The following is a 21,424-nucleotide window of genomic DNA, read 5'->3' as shown; positions in this document are numbered from 1 at the left end:
GGTCAGCGCCGGCGCGGGCTGGCCCGGCGGGTCGGCTCGGCCGTCGTCGGGTCCTCCGGCCACGGGTGTCGCGGGTAGCGCCCGCGCAGCTCCGCCCGCACCTGCGGATAGCCGCTCCGCCAGAACGACGCCAGGTCCGCGGTGACCGCCACCGGCCGCCCGGCCGGGGAGAGCAGGTGCAGCAGCACCGGCACCCGCCCGTCGGCGATCCGCGGCGCGTCCCGCCAGCCGAACGTCTCCTGGAGCTTGACCGCGAGCACCGGGGCCGCCGGGTCGGTGTAGTCCACCCGGATCCGCGAGCCGCTCGGCACCGGCAGCCGCTCCGGCGCCAGCTCGTCCAGCCGGGCCGCCGCCCGCCAGTCGAGCAGCCGGCGCAGCGCCGTGGCCACGTCGATCCGGGCCAGGTCGGCCCGGCGGCGGGCCCGGGCCAGCTCCGGTCCGAGCCAGGCGGGCGCGGCGGCGAGCAACGCGGCGTCCGACACGTCCGGCCAGTCGTCGCCGAGCGCCTGTCGGCAGAAGGCCAACCGGTGGCGCAGCGCGGTCGCCTCGGGCGTCCAGCGCAGCAGCCCCGGACCCTCCTGCCGCAGCCCGTCCAGCACCGCCGCCGCGACCAGTTCCGGCTCGGGCGCGGCGAGCGGGCGGTCGACCAGCTCGATCGCGCCGAGGCGGACCACCTCGCGGGCCACCACCTCGCCGCCGGACCAGGCGACCTCCCGACCGTCGCGCAGCAGCGCCGCGCCGGCCTCGCGCGCGGTCGCCTCGTCGACCGGCGCGGCCAGCCGGACCCGGGCGGCCGGCGCGCCGGGGGAGCGGTCGGCGACCGCGACGGCCAGCCACGTCGACCCGGCCAGCCCCGACCCGGCCGCCAGCTCCGCGGCGGTCCCACCGGCCATCAGGTACGCGGACCCGCCGGCCCGCCGCACCCGGGCCAGCCGTTCCGGGTACGCCAGGCCGGCCAGCAGCCCGGCGGCCAGATCGTCGGGCAGGCGGTCCGGCCGGCCGCCGGTTCTCCCTCCGGGCTGTTCCGGGCGTTCGCCGGCTTTCCCGCCGGACTGTTCCGGTCGGCCGTCGGTGTCGCCGGCGGGCCGGTGCGGTGGTCGGCCGGTCGTCGCCCCGGGTGCCGGCCGGCCGTCGGCGGTGCGGGCGGGCAGCGCGGCGCGCAGCCGGCGTACCTCGGCCCGCCACCGGGCGGTGGCGGCCGGGTCGGTGCCGGCGCGCAGCCGGCGCCACCGGGCCGGCAGGTCGTCCCCGGCGCTGCCCGACGCCTCCTCGGCGAGCACCGCCATCACCTCGGCCGCGCGGTCGGCGCCCACCCGCCGCGCGCCGTCGAGCAGCGCCCGGGCCAGCCGGGGATGGGCGCCGACCGACGCGATCGCCCGGCCCCGGGGCGTGATCCGGCCGTCGGTGTCGACCGCGCCGAGCGTGGCCAGGGTTTCCCGGGCCACCGCCAGCGCGGCCGGCGGCGGTGCGTCGGGCAGGGCCAGGCCGGTGCCGTCCGGCGTGCCCCAGGCGGCCAGCTCCAGCGCGAACCCGGTCAGGTCGGCGGTGGCGATCTCCGGTTCGGGCTGCGGGGCGAGCCGGGCGTGGGTCGCCTGCGACCAGCAGCGGTAGACCGCGCCCGGCGCCTCCCGCCCGGCCCGGCCGGCCCGCTGGGTGGCCGCCGCCCGGGACACCGGCACGGTGACCAGGGCACCCAGCCCGCGGGCCAGGTCGGTGCGCGGCACCCGGCTCAGCCCGGCGTCCACCACCACCCGTACCCCCGGCACGGTCAGGCTGCTCTCCGCCACGGCGGTGGCCAGCACGACCCGCCGACGGACGGGTCCCGGGCCGGCCGCTCCCGGGCCGGGAGCCAGCGCCGCGTCCTGGGCGGCACCGGACAGCCGGCCGTGCAGCGGCAGCACGGCGACCGTGTCGCGCAGGTCGGCCAGTCGCCCGGCGACGGCCGCTATCTCGCCCGCCCCGGGCAGGAAGACCAGCACGTCGCCGGCCCGCTCGCGCAGCGCCCGACGCACCGTGGCGGCGACGTGGTCCAGCAGGGCCGGGTCCACCCGGCCGGCGCCGGGCGGGGCGATCGGGCGCGGCGGCGGCGCCCACACCCGGTCGACGGGATGCAGGGCGGCCTCGGCACGGACGACCGGGGCGGGCGCGCCGCCGCCGAGCAGCGCGGCGAACCGGTCCGCCTGCGGGGTCGCCGACATCGCCAGCAGCCAGAGGTCCGGGCGCAGGGTGGCCCGGGCCTGGACGCTGAACGCCAACGCCAGGTCGGCGTCGAGGTGCCGCTCGTGGCACTCGTCGAGCAGGACCGCGTCCACTCCGGGCAGCTCCGGGTCGTGGTGCAGCCGGCGTACCAGCAGGCCGGTGGTGACCACCTCGACCCGGGTACGTGGCCCGCTCCGGCGCTCGCCCCGCACCGCGTACCCGATGCGGTCACCGACCCGCTCGCCGAGCAGGGCGGCCATCCGGTGCGCGGCGGCGCGGGCGGCCACCCGCCGGGGCTGGGCGATCACCACCCGCCCGGCGACCGCGTCGGCGACCGCCAGCGGCGCTGTCGTGGTCTTGCCGGTGCCCGGCGGCGCCACCAGCACCCCGGCGCCCGCCGCGCGCAGCGCCTCGACGAGCGCCGGCAGCACCGGTCGGACCGGCAGGTCGAGGGGAACATCGGCGAGCACGGACCCACTCTCGCACGGGCGTCGGCGGGCCCTGGACCGGACGCCGTCGGCGGCGCGGCAGACGGGCGTCGATGGCGCCGCTGTCGGCCGGGTCTGGGCAGCGAACGGCCCGGTCGGCGCATCGCCGACCGGGCCTGGTGGATCGCGCGCCGGGTCCGCCGACCCGGCCGCGACCCGCTAGTACGTTCCGTCGAGCTGGCCGCGCAGCTTGGTCAGCGCCCGCGCCAGCAGCCGGGACACGTGCATCTGCGAGACGCCGATCTGCTCGGCGATCTGCGACTGGGTCAGGTTGCCGTAGAAACGCAGCGTGAGGATCCGCTGTTCGCGCTCGTCGAGCGTGGCCAACGCCGGGCCGAGCGCGACCCGCATCTCGGCCAGTTCGAACTCGCCGTCCTCGCCGCCGAGCAGGTCGCCCAGCTCGGTGGCGCGCTCGCCGTCACCGGTCGGGGTGGACAGCGACACCGCGTTGTAGGCGCGGGCACCCTCCAGGCCCTCCAGCACCTCCTCCTCGGTGACCTTGAGGTGGGCGGCGATGTCGGCGACCGTCGGCGACCGGCCGAGCGTCTGGAGCAGCGTGCTGTTGGCGTCGGAGATCGCCAGGCGCAGCTCCTGGAGCCGGCGCGGCACCCGGATGTCCCAGGTGCGGTCGCGGAAGTGGCGCTTCAGCTCACCGATGATGGTCGGGATGGCGTAGCCGGCGAAGTCGACGCCGCGGGACGGGTCGAACTTGTCGATCGCCTTGATCAGCCCGATCGCGGCGGTCTGCGCCAGGTCGTCGTTCGGCTCGCCCCGGCCGCTGTAGCGGTGGGCGAGGTGGTTGGCCAGCGGGAGCCAGGCCTCGATGGCGCGGTCGCGCAGGGCAGCCCGCGAGGGGTGGTTCACGGGCAGCGCGGCCATCGCGGCCAGCAGGTTGGCGGCGCTGTCGGTGAGCGAGCGGGGATCGAGCTTCGCGGGTGCCTTGGTCGTCGGGGCGGTCATGGTGGTCCTCCCTGCACCTCGTCCGCGGAGAAAAAAGAAGAGACGCTGTGGTTTAGGTTTAAGTAGTCCGTTCGGGAGCAACCTTAGCCCGATCGGCCAGAAAAAATCCAGCCGAAAGTATGATGCACTTAAGGTGTATCGGGGTAGGAAGGGTCCGGATCGGGTCATACTCCGCACGAATCGCGGGGACGGAGTGTCGACTTTCTGTCGTTGTTCCGCCAACGGGACCGCCCGTAGCGTCCGTGGGGGACACGTCTACGGAGGCACCGTGCTGGATCCCGCCGCGCCGCAACTCGTCATCAACGCCCGGACGCTGCTGTTCAGCTGGCTCCCGGCGGACCCGGGCGCGGTCGAGGCGCTGGTCCCGGCCGGCCTCCGCCCGCACCCGCAGCGGCAGGTCTTCGTCAACCAGTACGTGGTCGACGACGACACGCAGACCTCCGGCTTCGGGGCCTACTCGCTCACCTACCTCGGGGTCGCGCTGGCGGACATGGAACCGCCGGACCGGGAGACGCCCGGTGGCTGGTGGACGCACTACCTGGCCTCCAGCAACCGGGTCCGCCAGTACGCCGCCGCGCGCGGCGCGCCGGCCGCCGAGGGGGTCACCCGGCTCGAACTGCGGGGCGGCTGGCTCACGGCCGAGACCTCGGTCGACGGCCGCCCGCTGATCCGGGTCACCGCCCGGGTCGGGCACACCGGCACCGACGCGCACAGCGGCCATCACCGCTACCTCACCCGCCGCGACGGAGAGCTGATCGTCACCGACTACCCGTACGTGGCCGAGCCGGTGTCGCCGTTCGAGGTCGAGTCGGTGGAGTTCCTGGCGCCCGACCATCCGGTGCACGCGCTACGCCCGGCCAACCCGCTGCACGTCTGCTGGGGGGTTCTACTCGCCCCGGGTGTCCTTCGCCTACCCGGCCCGGCCGAACCCGCTGGACGACACGGCGAGCCGTCACCAGGTGCCGGCGCGTCGGGCCCGCAGCGGCCTGCCGTCCGGGTCGTAGACCAGCCGGTACGCGGGCAGCGCCCAGATCCGCGTACGCCAGGGCAGTCGCTCGGGGCGGTGCGGACGCAACCGGCCGGGCGGGCGGGGACCGACGCGGCCCCCGTCGTGCCAGCGGTCCAGCGCGTCCGCCGCCGCGGTGATCGCCGCCACCGCGTCCGCCGGGTCCAGCAGGTCGTCGTCCTGCGCCCCGTCCGGGTCCCGGTCCAGGTGCTCGCGCCACAGCCGCAGCCGCAGGTCCCGGGCGAAGGCCCGGGCGCCGTCGCCGAGGCCGGCCGGGTCGGCGGGCGCCCGCTCGTCGCGGGTGTCGTCGAGCACGGCGCAGGACAGCTCGCTGTCGTGGGTCCAGGAGCGGCGGTTGAAGTTGTCGCTGCCGACGCTGGCCCAGACGTCGTCCACCACGCACACCTTGGCGTGCACGTAGACCGGGGTGCCCTCGTGGTTCTCCACGTCGAAGACGTGCACCCGCTCCGGGGCGGCCCGGTGGCAGAGCGAGAGCGCCTGCTCCCGGCCCACCATGTTCGGCGGCAGCGCCAGCCGGCCGTCCACGTCGGGATGGCGGGGCACCACCGCGACCAGGTGCAGCTCCGGGTGCTCGCGCAGCGCCTGGGCGAACAGCTCGGCCACCTCGGTGGACCAGAGGTACTGGTCCTCCAGGTAGATCAGCCGGCGGGCCCGGCGGACCGCCTTGGTGTAGCCGCGGGCCACGGTGCGCTCGCCGTCCGGGGCGAAGGAGTAGCGCGGGCGGACCGCCGGATAGGTGCGCAGCACCTGCACGTGGTGCGGGCCACGGGGCGGCGGGTCGGCGGGCTGCGCGGGCAGCGGATCCGGGGTGAGGTCCGAGCCGCGCAGCCGGTCCCGCAGGTAGGCGAGCGGGTTCTCCGAGTCCAGCGGCATCGGGTCGGTCCACCGCTCGCGGAACGTGGTGTCCAACGCGCCGACCACCGGGCCGCGCACCGCGAGCTGCACGTCGTGCCAGGGCGGGGTGGGACCGTACCGGGGGGACATGCCCACCGGCTGCGGGTCGCCGGCGTGCGAGGCGTCGTCGCGCCGGCTGTGGCACAGGTCGATGCCGCCGGCGAACGCGATGTCGCGTTCCGGCTCGTCCGGGTGGCGCAGCACCACCAGCTTCTGGTGGTGCGAGCCGCCGCGGCGGACCCGCTGGTCGAGCAGCACCTCGCCGCCGGCCGCGCGGATCGTCTCGCTGAGGTCGCGGTTCTCCGCCTCGCTGTAGGAGAGCGTGTCGAGGTGGGAGCGCCAGATCAGCCCCTTGACGATCACTCCGCGCTGGGCGGCCTGCGCGAACAGTTGGGCCACGGTCGGCCCGTCGGGGCGCATCCGCTCGTCCGGGTCGCCCCGCCAGTCGGTGAAGAACAGGTGGTCGCCGGCGCCCAGCGCCTCCACCTCGCTGACCAGCCGGTCAAAGTACGCGGATCCGTGAATCAGCGGCTCGGCGAGGTTTCCATCCGTCCAGACGGGTAACTCAGACTGTGGGTTGGCGCGTTCCTGTGCGGTGAGGAACCAGTCCCGCAGGGTCACGTTCCAGCCTCCCGAGGTCGACGACAGTCCTCACACGGTAGGACCCCCGGCAGGGCCCCGCACCACGACGCAGCAGGTCGGCGGCGGTACGCGCCTGGGGTACCCCGGACCCCTGGATCGCGAAACCAAGGAGGCACCGACATGCCCGCCGAGACGACGAACACCGTGACCGACAGCCGCGACCAGGCGGTGGAGGGGGAGCGGGGTGCGCTGGTGGCGGTCCTGTTGATGGTGATTCTCGGGGTGGCCGGCATCTTCGCCGTCTCCTGAGCCGCGTCGGGCGCCCCGGCGAACCGGAGCGCCCGACCCGGGCTGTGGCCCTGATCACCCGGTCAGGGCCGGTCGCCCTGCCCGTCGCTGTGCGGCAACCGCCCGGTCGGGATCACCCCGAGCCGGCCGGCCTGGAAGTCCTCGACCGCCTGGATCAGCTCGGCCCGGGTGTTCATCACGAACGGGCCGTAGTGCGCCACCGGTTCGCGGATCGGCTGGCCGCCCATCAGGTAGAGCTCCAGCGCCGGGGTGTTGCCGTCCTGCGTCCGGTCGGCGGTGATCCGCAGCGCGTCGCCCGGCCCGTGCACCGCGAGCTGACCCAGGTGGATCGGCTGCCGGTCGGTGCCGACCGTGCCCCGGCCGGCCAGCACGTAGACGAGCGCGTTGAAGTCCGGCCGCCAGGGCAGGCTCAGCTCGGCCCCGGGCTGCAACGTCACGTGCGCGATGGTGATCGGGGTGTGGGTCGAGCCCGGCCCCCGGTGCCCGGCGATCTCGCCGGCGATCACCCGGATCAGGCCACCGCCGTCGGGCGTGGTGAGCAGCGCCGACTCCCGACCGCGGATGTCCTGGTAGCGCGGCGCGCTCATCTTGGCCACCCGGGGCAGGTTGACCCAGAGCTGGAGGCCGTGGAACAGGCCACCGCTCATCACCAACTGCTCCGGCGGCGCTTCGATGTGGAGCAGGCCGCTGCCGGCCGTCATCCACTGGGTGTCGCCGTCGGTGATGGTGCCGCCGCCACCGGTCGAGTCCTGGTGGTCCATGATCCCGTCGATCATGTAGGTCACCGTCTCGAAGCCCCGGTGCGGATGCCACGAGGTGCCCTTCGGCTCTCCCGGCGCGTAGTCCACCTCGCCCATCTGGTCGAGGTGGATGAACGGGTCGAGATCGGTCATGGAGACCCCGGCGAAGGCGCGGCGGACCGGGAAGCCCTCGCCCTCGTAGCCGCTGGGCGCGGTGGTCACCCGGCGGACCGGGCGGTAGCTGGTGGACTCGTCGAGCTTCGGCAGGCGGGGCAGGACGAGGACGTCGTCGACGGTGATCGCGGGCATCACGGGCTCCTTTACTTGTCGGCCGGGGTGGACGACGCGAGGCGGTCGGCGCGCAGGCGCCGGCCGAGCCGCTCGAAGACCCGGGTGAGGCAGGCGACCTCGGCGTCGTCGAGGTCGTCGATCAGGTGGGTGCGCACGGAGCGCAGGTGGTGCGGCGCGGCCTCGCGCAGGGCCAGCAGGCCGGCCGCGGTGAGCACGGCCTCGCTGCCGCGCCGGTCGGCCGGGCAGGACTCCTTGGCCACCAGGCCGCGCTTCTGCATCGAGGTGACCTGGTAGGTCAGCCGGCTCGGGGAGAACACCAGCCGGTCGGCCAGCTCGCCCATGCGCAGCCGCTGCCCGGGCGCCTCGGAGAGCAGCACCAGCACGTGGTAGTCGGCGAAGCTCAGCTCGCTGGCCGCGCGCAGGTCGTCCTCCAACTGCGTGAACAGCCGCTGGCTCGACTCGATGTAGGCCCGCCAGCAGGCCATCCGCTCCGCGTCCAGGCTCTCCGTCATGTCCGCAACAGTAGCACTACTTAAAATTTAAACAAGTGGCCCGGACGTGGCCGCGCGCACAGTACTGCCCGACTGGAGGTGATCGGTCGAAATTTGAAGTGATCGGCCGGTTAGGGTCGGGGGATGGAGGATCTCGACGTGCTCGACTGGCGGGAGCGGGTGGCCGGGCTCTATCTGTCCGACCTCGACCTGGCCGGGTTCCGCCACGCCCGGGACGAGCTGTTCCGCAGCCACCCGAGCAGCCCGGTGCCGCCCGCCGACCGGGCCGGCTTCACCGGACTGCGCTGGTACCCGCCGGACCCGGCCGCCGTGGTGGAGGCGCCGCTGCGGCCCGCCACGGGCGCGCTGAGCATCGACACCGGCGGGCCCGACGGGGTGGTCGACTACCGCCGGGTGGCGGTCGCCGAGACGCCCTGGGGGCCGCTCACCCTGTGGTGGATCGACGCGTACGGGGGCGGGCTGTTCGTGCCGCTGCGCGACGCGAGCTGCGGGGACGGGTCGTACGGCGGCGGGCGCTACCTGACCGACACGGTGAAGGGCACGTTCGGGCGGGGCCTGACCGTGCTGCCCGGGAACCGGGTCCGGCTGGACGCCAACTACCTCTACAACCCCAGTTGCGCCTACGACGACCGGTGGGCCTGCCCGCTCGCCCCGCCGGAGAACCGCCTCGACGTGCCGCTGCGCGCCGGCGAACGGGCGTACCACGACTGACACCGCACGGGAGGGCCCCGACCGGGACCCTCCCGTGCGTGGCCGCCGGGCGCCTCAGCGGGCGGTGGCCCCGGTGGGCGTCAGGTGCATCCGGCCGAGCATCTGCCGGGCCTGCTCCGCCAGCTCCGCGTCCACGGTGACCGCGTACTGGCTGGCCCGCAGCGAGCTGGCCGAGGTGAAGTCGCGCTGCCCACCGCTCATGGCGTGCGCGACCGCCCCGAACACGGCGCCCCAGATCGCGCCGATCACCAGCCCGACCAGGATCACCGCCAGCCAGTTGCCGGCGGTGAAGATGCCGAAGAGCAACCCGATGAACAGGCCGAACCAGGCGCCGGTGCCGGCGCCCAACAGGGCCGCCCGACCCGTGGTGAGCCGCCCCATCACGGTCTCCACCAGCGTCAGGTTGGTGCCGACGATCGACGTTCGTTCCACCGGGAACCGGTTGTCGGCCAGGTAGTCCACCACGCGCTGGGCGGACGGATAGTCCGGGTACGAGCCGATCGTGACAGTCGGCGGGCCGGCCTGCGGCCCCGGCCCGTCCCCGCTCGGCGGCGTCGGGCGACCGCCCGGGCCGGACGGGAGGTTGTCGCTGCCCGGCATTCCGGGTCGCCAGGCCGCGGTCGGAGTCGAGGGTCTGGTCATGAGCATCCTCCTTCGTCAACCCGCCGCGTTCCCGCCGTCGGCGAGCGGTAACGCGGCGGTCCGCGCCGGTCCGCGCCGGTCCGGCCAGGCATGGCGGCGGTGATGCCGGGTAGCCAGCACCGTGCGGACCGGACGGATCAGTGAGCACGGCTTCCTTGCCGACGGGCGTAGTGCCGCCCTGGTGGACACCGCCGGCGCGGTCAACTGGTGGTGTCCGGCCCGGTTCGACGGGCCGTCGGTCTTCGGGCGGCTGCTCGACGACCGCGCCGGGCACTGGGCCATCCATCCGGAGGGCGAGTTCACCAGCACCCGGTCCTACCTGGACGAAGCGTTGGTGCTGCGTACCGTCTTCACCACGCCGACCGGGACGGTGGCCGTCACCGACGCCCTGGCGTTGGAGCCCGGCGCGCGCGGTCACGAGGTCGGGATGCGGTCGCCGCGCGTGCTCGCGCGGGTGGTCGAGGGGCTCGGCGGCGAGGTGCCGATGCGGGTGGACTACGCGCCGCGGTTCGAGTACGGGCGGGTCGGCGCCTACCTCACCGAGCGCGACGGGGTGGTCGTGGCCACCGCCGGGGCGTGCCGGCTGGAGCTGCGCGCCGACGTGGACCTGACGTTCGTCGACGGGACCGCCGTCGGGCGGTTCACCGCCCGCGCCGGCAGCGCCCACCACTTCACCCTCGGGTACGCCCCGACGTACGCCGGCGGGTCGCCGACGCTGCCCGACGCCGCCGAGGTGGTGGCCGGTACGGTCGCCGGCTGGCGGTCCTGGGCGGAGCTGCACGACTACCGGGGGGAGTACCGCGACGTGGTCCGGCGCAGCGCGCTGGTGGTGCAGGGGATGACCTACGGGCCGAGCGGCGCGGTCGTCGCGGCGGCCACCACCGCGCTGCCGGAACAGCTCGGCGGCGACCGCAACTACGACTACCGCTTCGTCTGGCTCCGCGACTTCAGCCTGACGCTCCAGGCGCTGTGGCGGGCCGCCTGCCCGGACGAGGCGGACCGGCAGTTCACCTGGGTGGCCCGGGCGATGGGCCGGCTCGGCGACGCCCCCGCCCCGATCATGTACGGGGTCGAGGGGGAGCGGGACCTGACCGAACACGACCTCGACCACCTCGCCGGGTACGCCGGCAGCCGGCCGGTGCTGATCGGCAACGACGCCTGGCGGCAGCGGCAGAACGACGTCCTGGGTGAGGTGCTCGACGCGGCGTGGCTGATGCGGCACTACCTCGACCCGATGTCGCCCGACGTGCGCCACCTGCTCCGCACGCTCGCCGACCAGGCGGTACGCGACTGGCACCGGCCGGACGCCGGGATGTGGGAGGCGCGCGACGCCGAGCGGCACTACGTCTCGTCCAAGGTGCAGTGCTGGACCGCGCTGGACCGGGCGGTCCGGTTCGGGCCACGGCTCGGCGACCCGGCCGACGTGGCCCGCTGGGCGGCGGCCCGGGACGAGGTCCGGGCGGCGGTGCTCACCCGGGGCTGGAACGAGCGGGTCGGCGCGTACACCGGCGCGTTCGACTCCGACGACCTGGACGCCTCGGTGCTGGTCATGCCGCAGGTCGGGTTCCTGCCGGCGGACGATCCGCGGATGCGCGCCACCATGGACGTGGTCGAGCGGCGGCTGTCCCACAACGGGCTGCTGCGTCGCTGGGACGGTGACCCGGCCGGCTTCGTGATCTGCTCGTTCTGGCTGGCCAGTTGCCTGGCCGAGGCGGGCGAGCTGGACCGGGCCCGGCGGTTGTTCGAGCAGCTCGCCGCGCGCACGAACGACCTCGGCCTGTACGCCGAGCAGATCGACCAGGTCACCGGCGAGCAGCTCGGGAACTTCCCGCAGGCGTTCTCGCACATCGGCCTGATCAACGCCGCCGGCCGGATCACCGAGGCCGCCGCGCGGTTCGCGCACGACCGACCGGCCGTGCCGACCGGCGCGGCCCGCACGGAGGGAGCACGCGGATGACCGGACGGCTGGCGGGGAAGACCGCCCTGATCACCGGCTCGGACTCAGGCATCGGCCAGGCCACCGCCATCGAGTTCGGCCGGGAGGGCGCCGACGTGGTGGTGCACTACCTGCACGACCACGCCGGGGCCAACCACACCCGGGCCGAGATCGAGTCCGCCGGCGGGCGGGCCGTGGTGGTGCAGGGCGACATCAGCGTCGAGCACCAGGTCGACGCGATGTTCGACGAGGCGCTGGCCGAGTTCGACCGGCTGGACGTGCTGATGAACGACGCCGGCGTGGACGCCTCCGGCATCCCGGTGGCCGACCTGGACACCGAGACGTGGGACCGGTGCATCCGGACCAACCTCTACGGCATGTTCTTCTGCTGTCGGCGGTTCGTCCGGCACCGCCGGGACGCCGGTGGCGGCGGCAAGATCATCAACATCACCTCGGTCCACCAGGAGGTGGCCCGGGCCGGCGGCGCGGACTACGACGCCAGCAAGGGCGGGATGCTGGAACTGGCCAAGAGCCTGGCGCTGGAGGTCGCCCCGATGCGGATGAACGTGAACAACATCGGGCCCGGGATGGTGCTCACCCCGTTCAACCAGGAGGCGATCGACGACCCGAAGTACCTGCACGAGCAGGTGCAGAGCATCCCGTGGAAGCGGGCCGCCGAGCCGTCCGAGATCGCGAAGCTGGCGGTGTTCCTGGCCAGCGCCGACGCCGACTACGTGACCGGGTCGACGTACTTCATGGACGGCGGCCTGATGCAGAACCAGGGCCAGGGCGCCTGAGCGGCGCCGCCGCGCCGGGTGCGGGAGGATGGCGCGGTGAAGCTGGTCATCATGGCGGACACCCACGTGCCGAAGCGGGCGCGGGACCTGCCGGAACGGCTCTGGGCGGCCGTGGACGCCGCCGACGTGGTGCTGCACGCGGGGGACTGGGTGGACGAGGCGCTGCTGGACGCGCTCGAGGCACGGTCGCGCCGGCTGGTCGGCGTGTACGGCAACAACGACGGGCCGGCGTTGCGCGCCCGGCTGCCCGAGGTGGCCCGCGTCGAGCTGGCCGGCCTCAGGGTCGCGGTGGTGCACGAGACCGGGCCGAAGACCCGGCGGGAGGAGCGGTGCGCCGCCGCGTACGGCGACCGTGACCTGCTGGTCTTCGGGCACTCGCACATCCCGTGGGACACGGTCGCGCCGGGCGGGCTGCGGCTGCTCAACCCCGGCTCGCCCACCGACCGGCGGGCCCAGCCCTACGCGACCTACCTGACCGCCCGGGTGGCGGCGGGGCGACTCGACCGGGTCGAGCTGCACCGCCTCCCCCCGCGCTAGCCGCCGGGCTCAGCGCCCCCGGCCGGTCTCCGCCTGGAGCTCGTCGATCCGCCGGGACGCCTCGGCCTTGGTCAGCCCCTCCGGCACCGTCTCGCCCGCCTCCTGGGCGAGCGTGTGCAGGTAGGACTGCTGGGCCGCGGTGGGCGGCTCGTCGCCGGTCACCCAGTCGTCCGGGTCCTTCACGGCGGCGTCCGGGTTCACGTGGGTGCGGTCGTTGGTGCGGTCGGCCATGATGATCACCTTTCCTCGAACAGATGTGCCATTACCCCCGTGCCGGCGGGTTCATGCCGGCCGGCACCTACGATCAACCGATGACAGCGGACCGGGCGGGTGTGGTGGTGGTCGGCGCCGGCATCGCCGGGGTGGCGTGCGCGGCCGAGCTGGCTCGCGTCGGCATCCCGGTCGAGGTGCGGGAACGCGCCCGGGTGACCGGTGGACGCATGGCCAGCAGGCGCTTCGACGGCCGCCCCGCCGACCTGGGCGCCGCCTACTTCACCGTCGACGACCCGGACTTCGCCGCCGTGGTCGCCGGCTGGCAGGCCGCCGGGCTGGTCCGGGAGTGGACCGACACGCTCGTCGCGTACGGGCCGCGCGGACGGGAACAGGTGACCGGTCCGATGCGCTGGGCCGCCCCCCGCGGGCTGCGCTCGCTGGTCGAACACCTGGCCGCCGACCTGCCGGTCACGCACGATCGGCTGATCATGATGGTCGAGCCGGGACCCCGGGTGGACGGTCGGGCCGCCGAGGCGGTGGTGCTCGCCATGCCGGGCCCACAGGCCGCCCTGCTGCTCGACCCGGCGCTGGACGCGGCCACCCGCGCGGTGGCGACCCAACGCTGGTCGTCCACGTTGACCGCGGTGCTGCACTTCCCGTCCCGCCGCTGGCCCGACTTCCGGGGCGCGTTCGTCAACGACCACCCGGTGCTGAGCCTGGTCTGCGACGACGGCGACCGACGCGGCGACGGCGCCCCGGTGCTGGTCGCGCACACCACCCCTGGGTTCGCCGCCGGGCACCTGCTCCAACCGACCGCCGCCCGGCCGGAGATCGAAGAGGCCGTCCGGGACCTGCTCGGGCTGCCCGAGCCGGCCCTGTCGACCCACGTGCACCGCTGGACGTACGCCCGGCCGGTCGCGGCCGGCTCGGGGGGCACGTTCCACCTGGACGACGACGGGATCGGGCTGGCCGGCGACGCGTTCGGCCGACCGCGGGTGCAGAGCGCCTGGCGGTCCGGCCACGATCTCGGCCGCGCGCTGGCCGCCCGGCTGCGCGGGGACTGACCCGCCGCCCGCCGGGGACCGCTCAGCCGGCCGGCACCGGCTCCTTGGCCGGACCCGACTCCGTGCTGTCCCGGGTGCGGTCGCCCGCCCGGTCCAGAAGCTGCATGACCGGCGTCGCGGCGACCCCGTGGACCACCACCGAGACCACCACCACCAGGCCGACGGTGGCCCAGAGCAGCTCCGCCTGCGGGAAGTCCGTCTTGCTGGTGGCGTACGCCAGGTAGTAGAACGACCCGACGCCGCGGATGCCGAACGCCGAGATCACCCAGTGCTCGGCCGGCCGGCCGGGCGCGCCGCGCAGCGACAGCCAGCCGACCAGCGGCCGGATCACCAGCACCAGGCCCAGCCCGACCAGCGCCGCCGGCCAGGTCAGCGGCGCGAGCAGCCCGCCGATCACCGCGCCGCCGAACAGCAGCAGCAACAGCACGGTGAGCAGCCGTTCCACCTGCTCGGCGAAGTCGTGCAGCACGGAGTGGAACTCGCTGGTGCGCTCGGCGGCCCGGATCGCCCGGGCGGCCACGAAGACCGCCAGGAAGCCGTACCCGCCGATCACCTCGACCAGCCCGTACGCGAGGAACGTGGCGGCCAGCGCGAGGAAACCCTCGGAGTGCTTGGCGAGCCGCAGCGTGCTCGGGGCGCGGAAGAACAGCTTGCCGAGCAGCCAGCCGACCAGCAGGCCGCCACCCACGCCGGCGCCGAGCTTGTAGACCACGTCCACCGCCACCCACTCGGCCAGCCAGGCCGACGGGGCGAGGCCGGTGCTGGCGATCGCGATGGCGGCGTAGACGAACGGGAAGGCCAGGCCGTCGTTCAGGCCGGCCTCCGAGGTGAGCGCGAAGCGCACCTCGTCCTCCGAGTCCTCCACGTCGGTCGGCTCACCCACCTGCACGTCGGAGGCGAGCACCGGGTCGGTCGGTGCGAGCGCCGCCCCGAGCAGCAGCGCCGCCGCCGGCACCAGGCCGGCCCACCACCAGCCGAGCAGCGCCACCGCGGCGATGCACAGCGGCATGGCGATGGCCAGCAGCCGCCAGGTCGACGACCAGCGGGCCCAGCTCAACGGTCTGTCGATCTTTAAGCCGGCGCCCATCAGGGCGACGATCACCCCCACCTCGGTGAGGTGGGTGGTCAGCTCCGGGGAACGCAGCGGGTCCGGTGTCGGCAACCCGGTCGGCAGCGCGAAGACCAGCATGCCGAGCCCGAGGAACGCGATCGGCATGGACAGTGGCCGCTTCTCCAGCACCCGGGGCAGGATGCCCGCCAGCAGCGCACCGACGCCCAGCAGAGCGAACGCGACATCGACCGGTTCCACGACCCCACCCTTCGGCCGCCCGGCGGCCGGGCGGAGGTGGTCAGCAGTGCCCCGAACCCGCTTCGGCTAAGCCTTTCGACGCACCCTGTGTTGACCGGCGGCTCAGCCGAGGGAACCGATCGCGCTCTCCGGCAGCGCGGCGAGCAGCTCGGCCGGGTCCTCGTACACCGCCACCGCGCCGGCGCCCGCCAGCTCCGCCCGGCCGGTGCCACCGCAGGTCAGCCCGATGCAGGGAATGTCGAGCTTGCCGGCGGCGGCCACGTCCCAGACCGAGTCGCCGACGAACACCACCCGCTCGGCGGCCAGCCCCGACTGCTCCAGCGCGGCGGCCAGGATGTCGGGGGCGGGCTTGCTCTCCTGCGCGTCGGCGGAGGAGGTGACCGTGTCGATCACGTCGTCGGCGTCCAGCGCGGCGCGCAGCGCGGCCACCTCGTGCTCGGCCGCCGAGGTGGCGAGCACCACCCGCAGGCCCCGGTCCGCGCAGGCGTGCAGCAGCTCCCGGGCCCGGGGCAGCGGCGCGAGCCGCTCCCAGTACTCCGCGTAGAGCGCGCCGTGCGCGTCGCGCAGGCGCCCGTCGGCGCCGGTGTCCCGCTCGGCGCCGAGTAGGTGGTCGAGGAGCTTGTCCGACCCCATGCCGACGGACCGGTGGATCCGCGCCATCGGCACCCGGTGGTCGGCCTGGCGCAGCGCCTCCCACCAGCTCACCGTGTGCAGGTACGTGGAGTCGATCAGGGTCCCGTCGACGTCGAAGAGGACGCCGTGGCGCTTGTCGTCGGTCATGGCCTGCCTCCTACCCGGCCCGGACGCGACCGACGCGTGGCTCACCCCGCCGGAATGAGGATCTCGAACCAGACCGTCGAGCCGCGGACGGTCGGGTCGGTGCCCCACGCGTCGCTCAGCTCCTCGATCAGGCCGAGCCCCCGGCCACGGCTGCTCAGCGTGTCGGTCTGGGCGCGGGTGACCTGCCCCCGGGTGCCCGAGTCGGCGACCGAGACCAGCAGCCGCTCCGCGCTCAGGTCGATCTCGACCCGGGCGGCGGTGCCGGCGTGCAGCAGCGCGTTGGTGGTCAGCTCGCTGGTGCAGAGCACCGCCGCGCCGATCACCGCCTCCGGCACCCGCCACTCGGTGAGCTGGGCGGTCAACCAGTGCCGGACGCGGCTCGGCGCGGTCGGCTCGGCCGGCACCTCCATGCCGGCCGACCGGCTGGGCCGGACCGCGTGCTCCACCGCCAGCACGGCCACGTCGTCCTCGGTGGCGCCCGGCACGGCCGCGGTCGCGACCGCGCACAGCGCCCGGGGGTCGCCGCCGCTCGCGGCGCTCACCGCCGCGCCCAGCCCGGCCAGCCCGGTGGCCAGGTCCTGCCAGCGTCGCTCCACCACGCCGTCGCTGTAGAGCAGCAGCGTGTCGCCGGGGCGGAACGGCACGGTGACCGTACGCGGGACGCCGCCCAGACCCAGCGGCGGGCCGGGCGGCACGTCGACGAACTCCGCGGCCGGGCCGGCGTCGGTCCGGCCGCGTCGGATCAGCGGCGCGGGATGGCCGGCGCTGGCCAGCGTGACCCGCTCCCGGTCGGCGTCGACCACGCCGAACACGACGGTGACGAAGAGCTCGTGCGTGCCGCCCTCGACGCCCAGGCTGGCCACCAGCCGGTCCAGGCCGCCGAGCACCGCGTCCGGTCGGGGATCGGACAGGGCGAGCGCGCGCAGCGCGGCACGGACCTGGCCCATCCGGGCGGCGGCCTGCACGTCGTGGCCGGCCACGTCGCCCAGCACCACGCCGAGCGCGCCGGTGGGCAGCAGGAACGCGTCGTAGAAGTCGCCGCCGGCGGCGTTGCCGTCGACGCCCGGCTCGTAGCGGGCGGCGATGCGCAACCGGGGCAGATCGGGCAGTTGTTCCGGCAGCATGCTGCGTTGCAGCAACTGCGCGGTGCCGTGCTGGGTCTCGAAGCGGCGGGCCCGTTCGGCGGCCTGGCCGATCAGCTCCGCGGACGCGGCGAGCAGCGCCCGTTCCGCCGGCGACCAGGGACGCGGTGTCTGGTAGCCCACGGTGAGCGCGCCCCGGATCACGGTCGAGCGCAGCGGCAGCGCGGCGAGCGCCCGGATCTTCTCGTCGTGCCGGTCCGCCGCGACGTCGCGCAGCGGCTGCCCGTCGGCGGTGAACGACGGCACGCCGCTGCGCGCGGTGACCACCGACGGCAGCGCCGCGTCGGCGCTCGTCCGGCGCCACAACGGCGGCAGCCGCTCGTCGGCCTCGTCGAGCAGCTCGCCCCGGATCCGGCGGACCAGCCGCCAGGTGGCGCCCTCGTCGACCACGAAGGAGACCCGGTCGGCGTCGAACGAGTGCAGGCAGTAGCGCAGCGTCACCCGGGCCACGTCGTCCAGGGTGAGCGTGCCGGACAGCGCCGCGGCGAAGTCGCTGAGGCTCTGCAACTGCCGGGTCAGCTGGGTGGTCTGCGCCGAGACGGTGAGCACGCCGACGATGCGGCCGGTGGAGTCGCGGACCGGGGAGTGGCCGCGGGTGAACACCGCCGGCTCGGCCGGGCCGGCGCCCTGCCGGTCGGCCGGCAGCACCACCTCCCGCTCCAGGAACGGCTCGCCCTGCCGGTACACCCGCGCCAGCGCTTCGCCGGCACCGGCCTCCCGCCACACCTCGGCGAACACCTCCGCCGCCGGCCGGCCCAGCGCGTCCGGGTGCCGATCGCCGATCAGCTCGGCGTAGCCGTCGTTGTAGAGCAGGACCAGATCGTCGCCGAGGAGCAGGGCCATCGGTACGGGGGAGGACAGCACCACGTCCGCCACGGCACGGACCGCCGGGTCCCAGCGATCCGGGGCGCCCAGCGGCGTGCCGGCCCACGGGTGGGCGGTCGCTCCCGGAGTGGGGGCGGACGGCGTGGGAATCCGACCGACGGTGCCTGGCATGACCGCAGCCTAACCGGCCCGTGGCCGAGGGGTTCCGATCATGCGTCCACCGCGGCTGCCAGCCGCCGGCTGTGTGGACGTTAGGGCAGGTCAGAGTCGGTTCGTCGGGTCATGTCGGGAAATTGCCCCGGTCCGGCCCGGCGTGCTGCCCAGAGCACCGGGTATGCGGGCGGCGCAGTTCACGCGACAGGAGGGACATCATGCCGAAAACCCTCGCGGTCGGCCAGGTCGACATCAGTGCGGCCTGGACCGACTTCTGGAGGTCGGTGCTGCTCTTCGTACCGAGGGCCATCGCGTTCATCGTCATCCTCGTGGTGGGTTGGCTCATCGCCCGAGCCGTCCTCAAAATCGTGGACGCGGCACTGGAACGGGTCGGCTTCGACCGCGCCGTGGAACGCGGCGGGATCAAACGCGCCCTGGAACGCACCAAGTACGACGCCAGCGACATCCTGGCCAGACTGGCCTACTACGCGGTCCTGCTGTTCACCCTGCAGTTCGCCTTCGGGGTGTGGGGACCCAACGCGATCAGCGACCTGATCCGCGGGGTGGTGTCCTGGCTGCCGCGGGCGTTCGTGGCGATCGTCATCGTGGTGATCGCAGCCGCCATCGCCAACGCCGTCCGGGAGCTGGTCTCCGGAGCGCTCGGCGGGCTCTCGTACGGCCGGGTGCTGGCCGACGTGACGGCGGTCTTCATCCTGGCGCTCGGTGTCATCGCGGCGCTGAACCAGGTCGGCATCGCCACCACGGTGACCACGCCGGTGCTCGTCGCGTTCCTCGCCACGGTGGCGGGAATCCTGGTCGTCGGCGTCGGCGGTGGTCTGATCAAGCCGATGCAGAACCGGTGGGACGGCTGGCTGGAACGGGCCGCCGAGGAGTCCCGGGCGTTCCGCCAGCAGCGGCAGGCGCAGCAGGCCGGCCGCGGCGACTACGAGCGGCGGATGGCCGACCGGGGCGGACAACCGACCCCGACCGGGCCGCAGTCGTCGATGTCCGGAGCGGGCACCTACCGCTCGGGCGAGATGGGCGACGAGACGCAGCAGTTCCGCCGGCCCAACGGCTGACGGCAGCACGGGTGACGGGGTGTCCGCGGGGCGATCGCGGGCGCCCCGTGCCGCTGTCTCAGGCCAGGTGGCGCGGGTCCAGCGCGCGGGCCAGCAGGCAGACCGCGAGCAGTCGGGTGAGCAGCCAACCCGGCGCGGACCAGTCGACCGGCCCGACCGGCGGCGTCCAGCCCTGCTCCGACGCCGCCGCCCGCAGCCCCTCGGCGTACCCGGCGAGCGCCGCCACGGTCAGCGGGCGACGGTCGCCGTGCAGGCTGTCGCGTACCCCGGCGGCATGCTGGTCGACCTCGGCCAGCAGTCCGGGGTTCAGGCGGGCCGCGGCCAGGCCGGCGGTGCCGACGGCGGCGGTGAGCGTGGTGAGGGTCGACCGTGCGGCCACCGCCGCGGACGGGGTCGTGACCCGGTTGTTCGGCACGCGCATGGGGACCGAGGCTAGCCCCGCGCGGACCGGGGCGGCCTCGGCCGACCGGACGATGCCCGGCTCGTCCGGGCGACCCGGCCGGCCTCCGCCCCCGGGATTGAGCCGCCCGCGGCGGGGCAGAAGGGACCACGCAGACGACGCAGCCGAGTCCGCGGAGGCACACCATGGGACAGCAGGTCGACGGACCGGACCGGGCGCACCGCCGGCCGGACGGGGTGAGTGACGCCACGGTCGAGGCGCTGGGCAAGCTCAGCGAGGCGCTGGAGTGCGTCGAGCGGGCCCGCGGCCACCTCTACGAGCTGCACCAACTGATCGGCCACGCCGACCTGATGCTGGACGAGGCAGTGGAGCGGTTCCGCGCCGCCGGCCACCCGACCATCGCCGAGCGGATCGACCGGGACCTGCTCGGCCGCAACGTGATCGCCGGCCGGTGGACGTTCCAGATCGTCGAGGACTTCGACGACGGCTACCACGCGCTCTTCCGGGAGGTGGACCGGCAGGCCCGGGACGAGCTGGTCGGTGGCCGGCGGCACCTCTACGAGGCGGAGATGAAGGAACGGCGCCGTAGCCGGGGCCGGCCGGGGCACGAGGCGCGCCCGGCCGAACGGTGATCAGTCGGCGGAGCGGGCCCCGGCCGGGCGACGGCGACGGGCACCGTCGTCGGCGATGATCACGGTCGCGACCATCAACGCGACCACCACGCTGAACAGCCAGGAGCTGTCGTCGCTGAACTTCGCCGCGACCGGAGCCTGGACCGCGGCGAGCAGGAAGCCCAGCCAGGCGAGGCGGCGCTGACGATTGGAGAGGAAAGCGGAGTCCTGATCCATTCCGAAATTCTTACGCGCCGACCGGGGAGTGCCGTCAGCCGTTCGGCCGATTCTGGATGGGCTGTCCGTTTTCCCGGCCATCCGTACGACAATTCTTGTCGTTACGGTCGATGCGCGCTCCCGGTCCCGGGCACTCGACGGTGCCCGGAACCGGGGGTGCTCACATGCTGTCCGGTCCGGTCCGGCCGGTGGTCGACGGCCGGTACGCCCGGTCCGCGTCGGTCATCTCCCGGCGCTCGGCCTCCGCGCCGGCACCCCGGTCGACCGCCTCCGGGCCGTGGCCGAACGCGGCCTCCTCGCCGGCGTCGTTGCCGGTGGCGTCGTCGGCCTGCCCGTCCAGCGTCGACCGGGCGATCGCCTGGTCCAACTCGTGCAGGGGAGTGCGGTCCTCGTCGCGCCACTGGCGGTCGTTGTCGGTCATTCCCCTGCGGTACCCGGGCCGGATGATCGCAAACGGACCTCCGGACACGGCGATGGCCGCCGGCGAAGCGGCGGCCATCGGGGTTCGTGCGGGGGTGACGCTCAGGGGGTCGGCCGGTCGACCGAGCCGCGCCAGGCGCCGGTCTCCTGACCGCGCCGCTCGATGAACGTCTTGAACCGCTCCAGGTCGCCCTTGGCCCGGCGGTCCACCACGCCCAGCTTGTCGCCGGCCTGCTCGACCACGCCGTGCGGCTCGAACTCCATCTGCAACGTGACCCGGGTGTGCCCCTCGTCGAGGCGGTGGAAGGTCACCACACCGGCCTGCTGGGTGCCCCCGGTGGAACGCCAGGCCACCCGCTCGTCCGGGAGCTGCTCGGTGATCTCGGCGTCGAACTCCCGCTTCACGCCGGCGATCTCCACGGTCCAGTGCGTCATCTTCTCGGAGAGCTGCCGGACCTCCTGCACGCCCTCCATGAAGTGCGGGAACTCCTCGAACTGGGTCCACTGGTCGTACGCGGTCCGGATCGGGACGTCCACATCCACGTGTTCCATAACGCCGCTCATGT

22 protein-coding genes are annotated in these 21,424 nt (G+C 74.6%); 8 read left to right on the top strand and 14 right to left on the bottom strand.

The window, feature by feature from the left end:
- Positions 1–2: 2 nt before the first annotated feature.
- The 3 genes from VKK44_RS18130 to VKK44_RS18120 all read right to left on the bottom strand — a co-directional run bounded on the left by VKK44_RS18130 (position 3) and on the right by VKK44_RS18120 (position 6,189).
- Positions 3–2,669 (bottom strand): ATP-dependent RNA helicase, encoded by a 2,667-nt coding sequence (locus VKK44_RS18130; RefSeq protein WP_343442287.1) that lies wholly within the window; start codon positions 2,667–2,669, stop codon positions 3–5.
- Between the two features lie 177 nt (positions 2,670–2,846).
- Positions 2,847–3,647, bottom strand: a complete 801-nt coding sequence (locus VKK44_RS18125) for a SigB/SigF/SigG family RNA polymerase sigma factor (RefSeq protein ID WP_343442286.1) — start codon at positions 3,645–3,647, stop codon at positions 2,847–2,849.
- A 952-nt stretch (positions 3,648–4,599) separates the two neighbouring features.
- Entirely contained in the window at positions 4,600–6,189 is a 1,590-nt protein-coding gene (locus VKK44_RS18120; protein ID WP_343442285.1) for a phospholipase D family protein, read from the bottom strand.
- Positions 6,190–6,330: 141 nt separating this feature from the next.
- On the opposite strand from VKK44_RS18120, the gene VKK44_RS18115 reads away from it, so the two are divergent.
- Positions 6,331–6,459, top strand: coding sequence for a hypothetical protein (locus VKK44_RS18115; RefSeq protein WP_343442284.1), 129 nt, complete (start codon positions 6,331–6,333; stop codon positions 6,457–6,459).
- Positions 6,460–6,521: 62 nt separating this feature from the next.
- Here the strand turns inward: VKK44_RS18115 and VKK44_RS18110 are convergent, their stop codons facing one another.
- Both VKK44_RS18110 and VKK44_RS18105 read right to left on the bottom strand, forming a co-directional pair.
- Positions 6,522–7,508, bottom strand: coding sequence for a pirin family protein (locus tag VKK44_RS18110; RefSeq protein ID WP_281939484.1), 987 nt, complete (start codon positions 7,506–7,508; stop codon positions 6,522–6,524).
- Positions 7,509–7,519: 11 nt separating this feature from the next.
- A complete protein-coding gene (locus tag VKK44_RS18105; protein WP_107160653.1) occupies positions 7,520–8,002 on the bottom strand; it encodes a MarR family winged helix-turn-helix transcriptional regulator in 483 nt (160 codons plus the stop codon).
- 123 nt (positions 8,003–8,125) lie between these two features.
- On the opposite strand from VKK44_RS18105, the gene VKK44_RS18100 reads away from it, so the two are divergent.
- Positions 8,126–8,713: a DUF1684 domain-containing protein gene (locus VKK44_RS18100; protein WP_343442283.1), complete on the top strand. Its 588-nt coding sequence runs from the start codon at positions 8,126–8,128 to the stop codon at positions 8,711–8,713.
- A gap of 54 nt (positions 8,714–8,767) precedes the next feature.
- On the opposite strand, the gene VKK44_RS18095 is transcribed toward VKK44_RS18100, so the two are convergent.
- Positions 8,768–9,355: a general stress protein gene (locus tag VKK44_RS18095; protein ID WP_343442282.1), complete on the bottom strand. Its 588-nt coding sequence runs from the start codon at positions 9,353–9,355 to the stop codon at positions 8,768–8,770.
- Positions 9,356–9,476: 121 nt separating this feature from the next.
- On the opposite strand from VKK44_RS18095, the gene VKK44_RS18090 reads away from it, so the two are divergent.
- Genes VKK44_RS18090 through VKK44_RS18080 form a run of 3 tightly spaced genes read left to right on the top strand, consistent with a single transcriptional unit; the run spans position 9,477 to position 12,625 of the window.
- Positions 9,477–11,312 (top strand): glycoside hydrolase family 15 protein, encoded by a 1,836-nt coding sequence (locus VKK44_RS18090; protein ID WP_343442281.1) that lies wholly within the window; start codon positions 9,477–9,479, stop codon positions 11,310–11,312.
- Complete coding sequence (locus VKK44_RS18085; RefSeq protein WP_343442280.1) at positions 11,309–12,088, top strand: SDR family oxidoreductase; 780 nt, start codon at positions 11,309–11,311, stop codon at positions 12,086–12,088. Before VKK44_RS18090 ends, VKK44_RS18085 begins: the two co-directional genes overlap by 4 nt.
- 36 nt (positions 12,089–12,124) lie before the next feature.
- Positions 12,125–12,625 (top strand): metallophosphoesterase family protein, encoded by a 501-nt coding sequence (locus VKK44_RS18080; RefSeq protein ID WP_343442279.1) that lies wholly within the window; start codon positions 12,125–12,127, stop codon positions 12,623–12,625.
- Positions 12,626–12,634: 9 nt separating this feature from the next.
- Here VKK44_RS18080 and VKK44_RS18075 read toward each other — a convergent pair whose 3' ends face one another.
- Positions 12,635–12,856, bottom strand: a complete 222-nt coding sequence (locus tag VKK44_RS18075) for a DUF3072 domain-containing protein (protein WP_343442278.1) — start codon at positions 12,854–12,856, stop codon at positions 12,635–12,637.
- A gap of 80 nt (positions 12,857–12,936) precedes the next feature.
- Between VKK44_RS18075 and VKK44_RS18070 the strand changes: the two genes are divergently transcribed.
- Positions 12,937–13,902 carry an NAD(P)/FAD-dependent oxidoreductase gene (locus VKK44_RS18070; RefSeq protein ID WP_343442277.1) on the top strand — a complete coding sequence of 322 codons (966 nt, stop codon included), beginning with the start codon at positions 12,937–12,939 and terminating at the stop codon, positions 13,900–13,902.
- A 22-nt stretch (positions 13,903–13,924) separates the two neighbouring features.
- On the opposite strand, the gene VKK44_RS18065 is transcribed toward VKK44_RS18070, so the two are convergent.
- The 3 genes from VKK44_RS18065 to VKK44_RS18055 all read right to left on the bottom strand — a co-directional run bounded on the left by VKK44_RS18065 (position 13,925) and on the right by VKK44_RS18055 (position 18,129).
- Complete coding sequence (locus VKK44_RS18065; RefSeq protein ID WP_343442276.1) at positions 13,925–15,211, bottom strand: cation:proton antiporter; 1,287 nt, start codon at positions 15,209–15,211, stop codon at positions 13,925–13,927.
- A gap of 102 nt (positions 15,212–15,313) precedes the next feature.
- Positions 15,314–15,991: an HAD family hydrolase gene (locus VKK44_RS18060; RefSeq protein ID WP_343442275.1), complete on the bottom strand. Its 678-nt coding sequence runs from the start codon at positions 15,989–15,991 to the stop codon at positions 15,314–15,316.
- Between the two features lie 41 nt (positions 15,992–16,032).
- Positions 16,033–18,129, bottom strand: a complete 2,097-nt coding sequence (locus VKK44_RS18055; protein WP_343442274.1) for an ATP-binding SpoIIE family protein phosphatase — start codon at positions 18,127–18,129, stop codon at positions 16,033–16,035.
- 200 nt (positions 18,130–18,329) lie between these two features.
- On the opposite strand from VKK44_RS18055, the gene VKK44_RS18050 reads away from it, so the two are divergent.
- Complete coding sequence (locus tag VKK44_RS18050) at positions 18,330–19,190, top strand: mechanosensitive ion channel family protein (protein WP_343442273.1); 861 nt, start codon at positions 18,330–18,332, stop codon at positions 19,188–19,190.
- Positions 19,191–19,248: 58 nt separating this feature from the next.
- Here the strand turns inward: VKK44_RS18050 and VKK44_RS18045 are convergent, their stop codons facing one another.
- Positions 19,249–19,611 carry a DUF6401 family natural product biosynthesis protein gene (locus VKK44_RS18045; protein ID WP_343442272.1) on the bottom strand — a complete coding sequence of 121 codons (363 nt, stop codon included), beginning with the start codon at positions 19,609–19,611 and terminating at the stop codon, positions 19,249–19,251.
- Positions 19,612–19,775: 164 nt separating this feature from the next.
- Here VKK44_RS18045 and VKK44_RS18040 point away from each other — a divergent pair, with 164 nt between their 5' ends.
- Entirely contained in the window at positions 19,776–20,222 is a 447-nt protein-coding gene (locus VKK44_RS18040) for a hypothetical protein (RefSeq protein WP_343442271.1), read from the top strand.
- On the opposite strand, the gene VKK44_RS18035 is transcribed toward VKK44_RS18040, so the two are convergent.
- The 3 genes from VKK44_RS18035 to VKK44_RS18025 form a co-directional block, all read right to left on the bottom strand.
- Positions 20,223–20,438, bottom strand: a complete 216-nt coding sequence (locus VKK44_RS18035; RefSeq protein WP_343442270.1) for a hypothetical protein — start codon at positions 20,436–20,438, stop codon at positions 20,223–20,225. It lies immediately after the preceding gene.
- A gap of 160 nt (positions 20,439–20,598) precedes the next feature.
- Positions 20,599–20,859, bottom strand: coding sequence for a hypothetical protein (locus VKK44_RS18030; protein ID WP_343442269.1), 261 nt, complete (start codon positions 20,857–20,859; stop codon positions 20,599–20,601).
- A gap of 101 nt (positions 20,860–20,960) precedes the next feature.
- Positions 20,961–21,422 (bottom strand): SRPBCC family protein, encoded by a 462-nt coding sequence (locus VKK44_RS18025; protein ID WP_343442268.1) that lies wholly within the window; start codon positions 21,420–21,422, stop codon positions 20,961–20,963.
- Positions 21,423–21,424 lie beyond the last annotated feature (2 nt).

The sequence above is a fragment of the Micromonospora sp. DSM 45708 genome (assembly GCF_039566955.1).
In the GTDB taxonomy this organism is placed as follows: Bacteria; Actinomycetota; Actinomycetes; order Mycobacteriales; family Micromonosporaceae; genus Micromonospora.
This window is presented reverse-complemented; position numbering and strand designations above follow the sequence as displayed.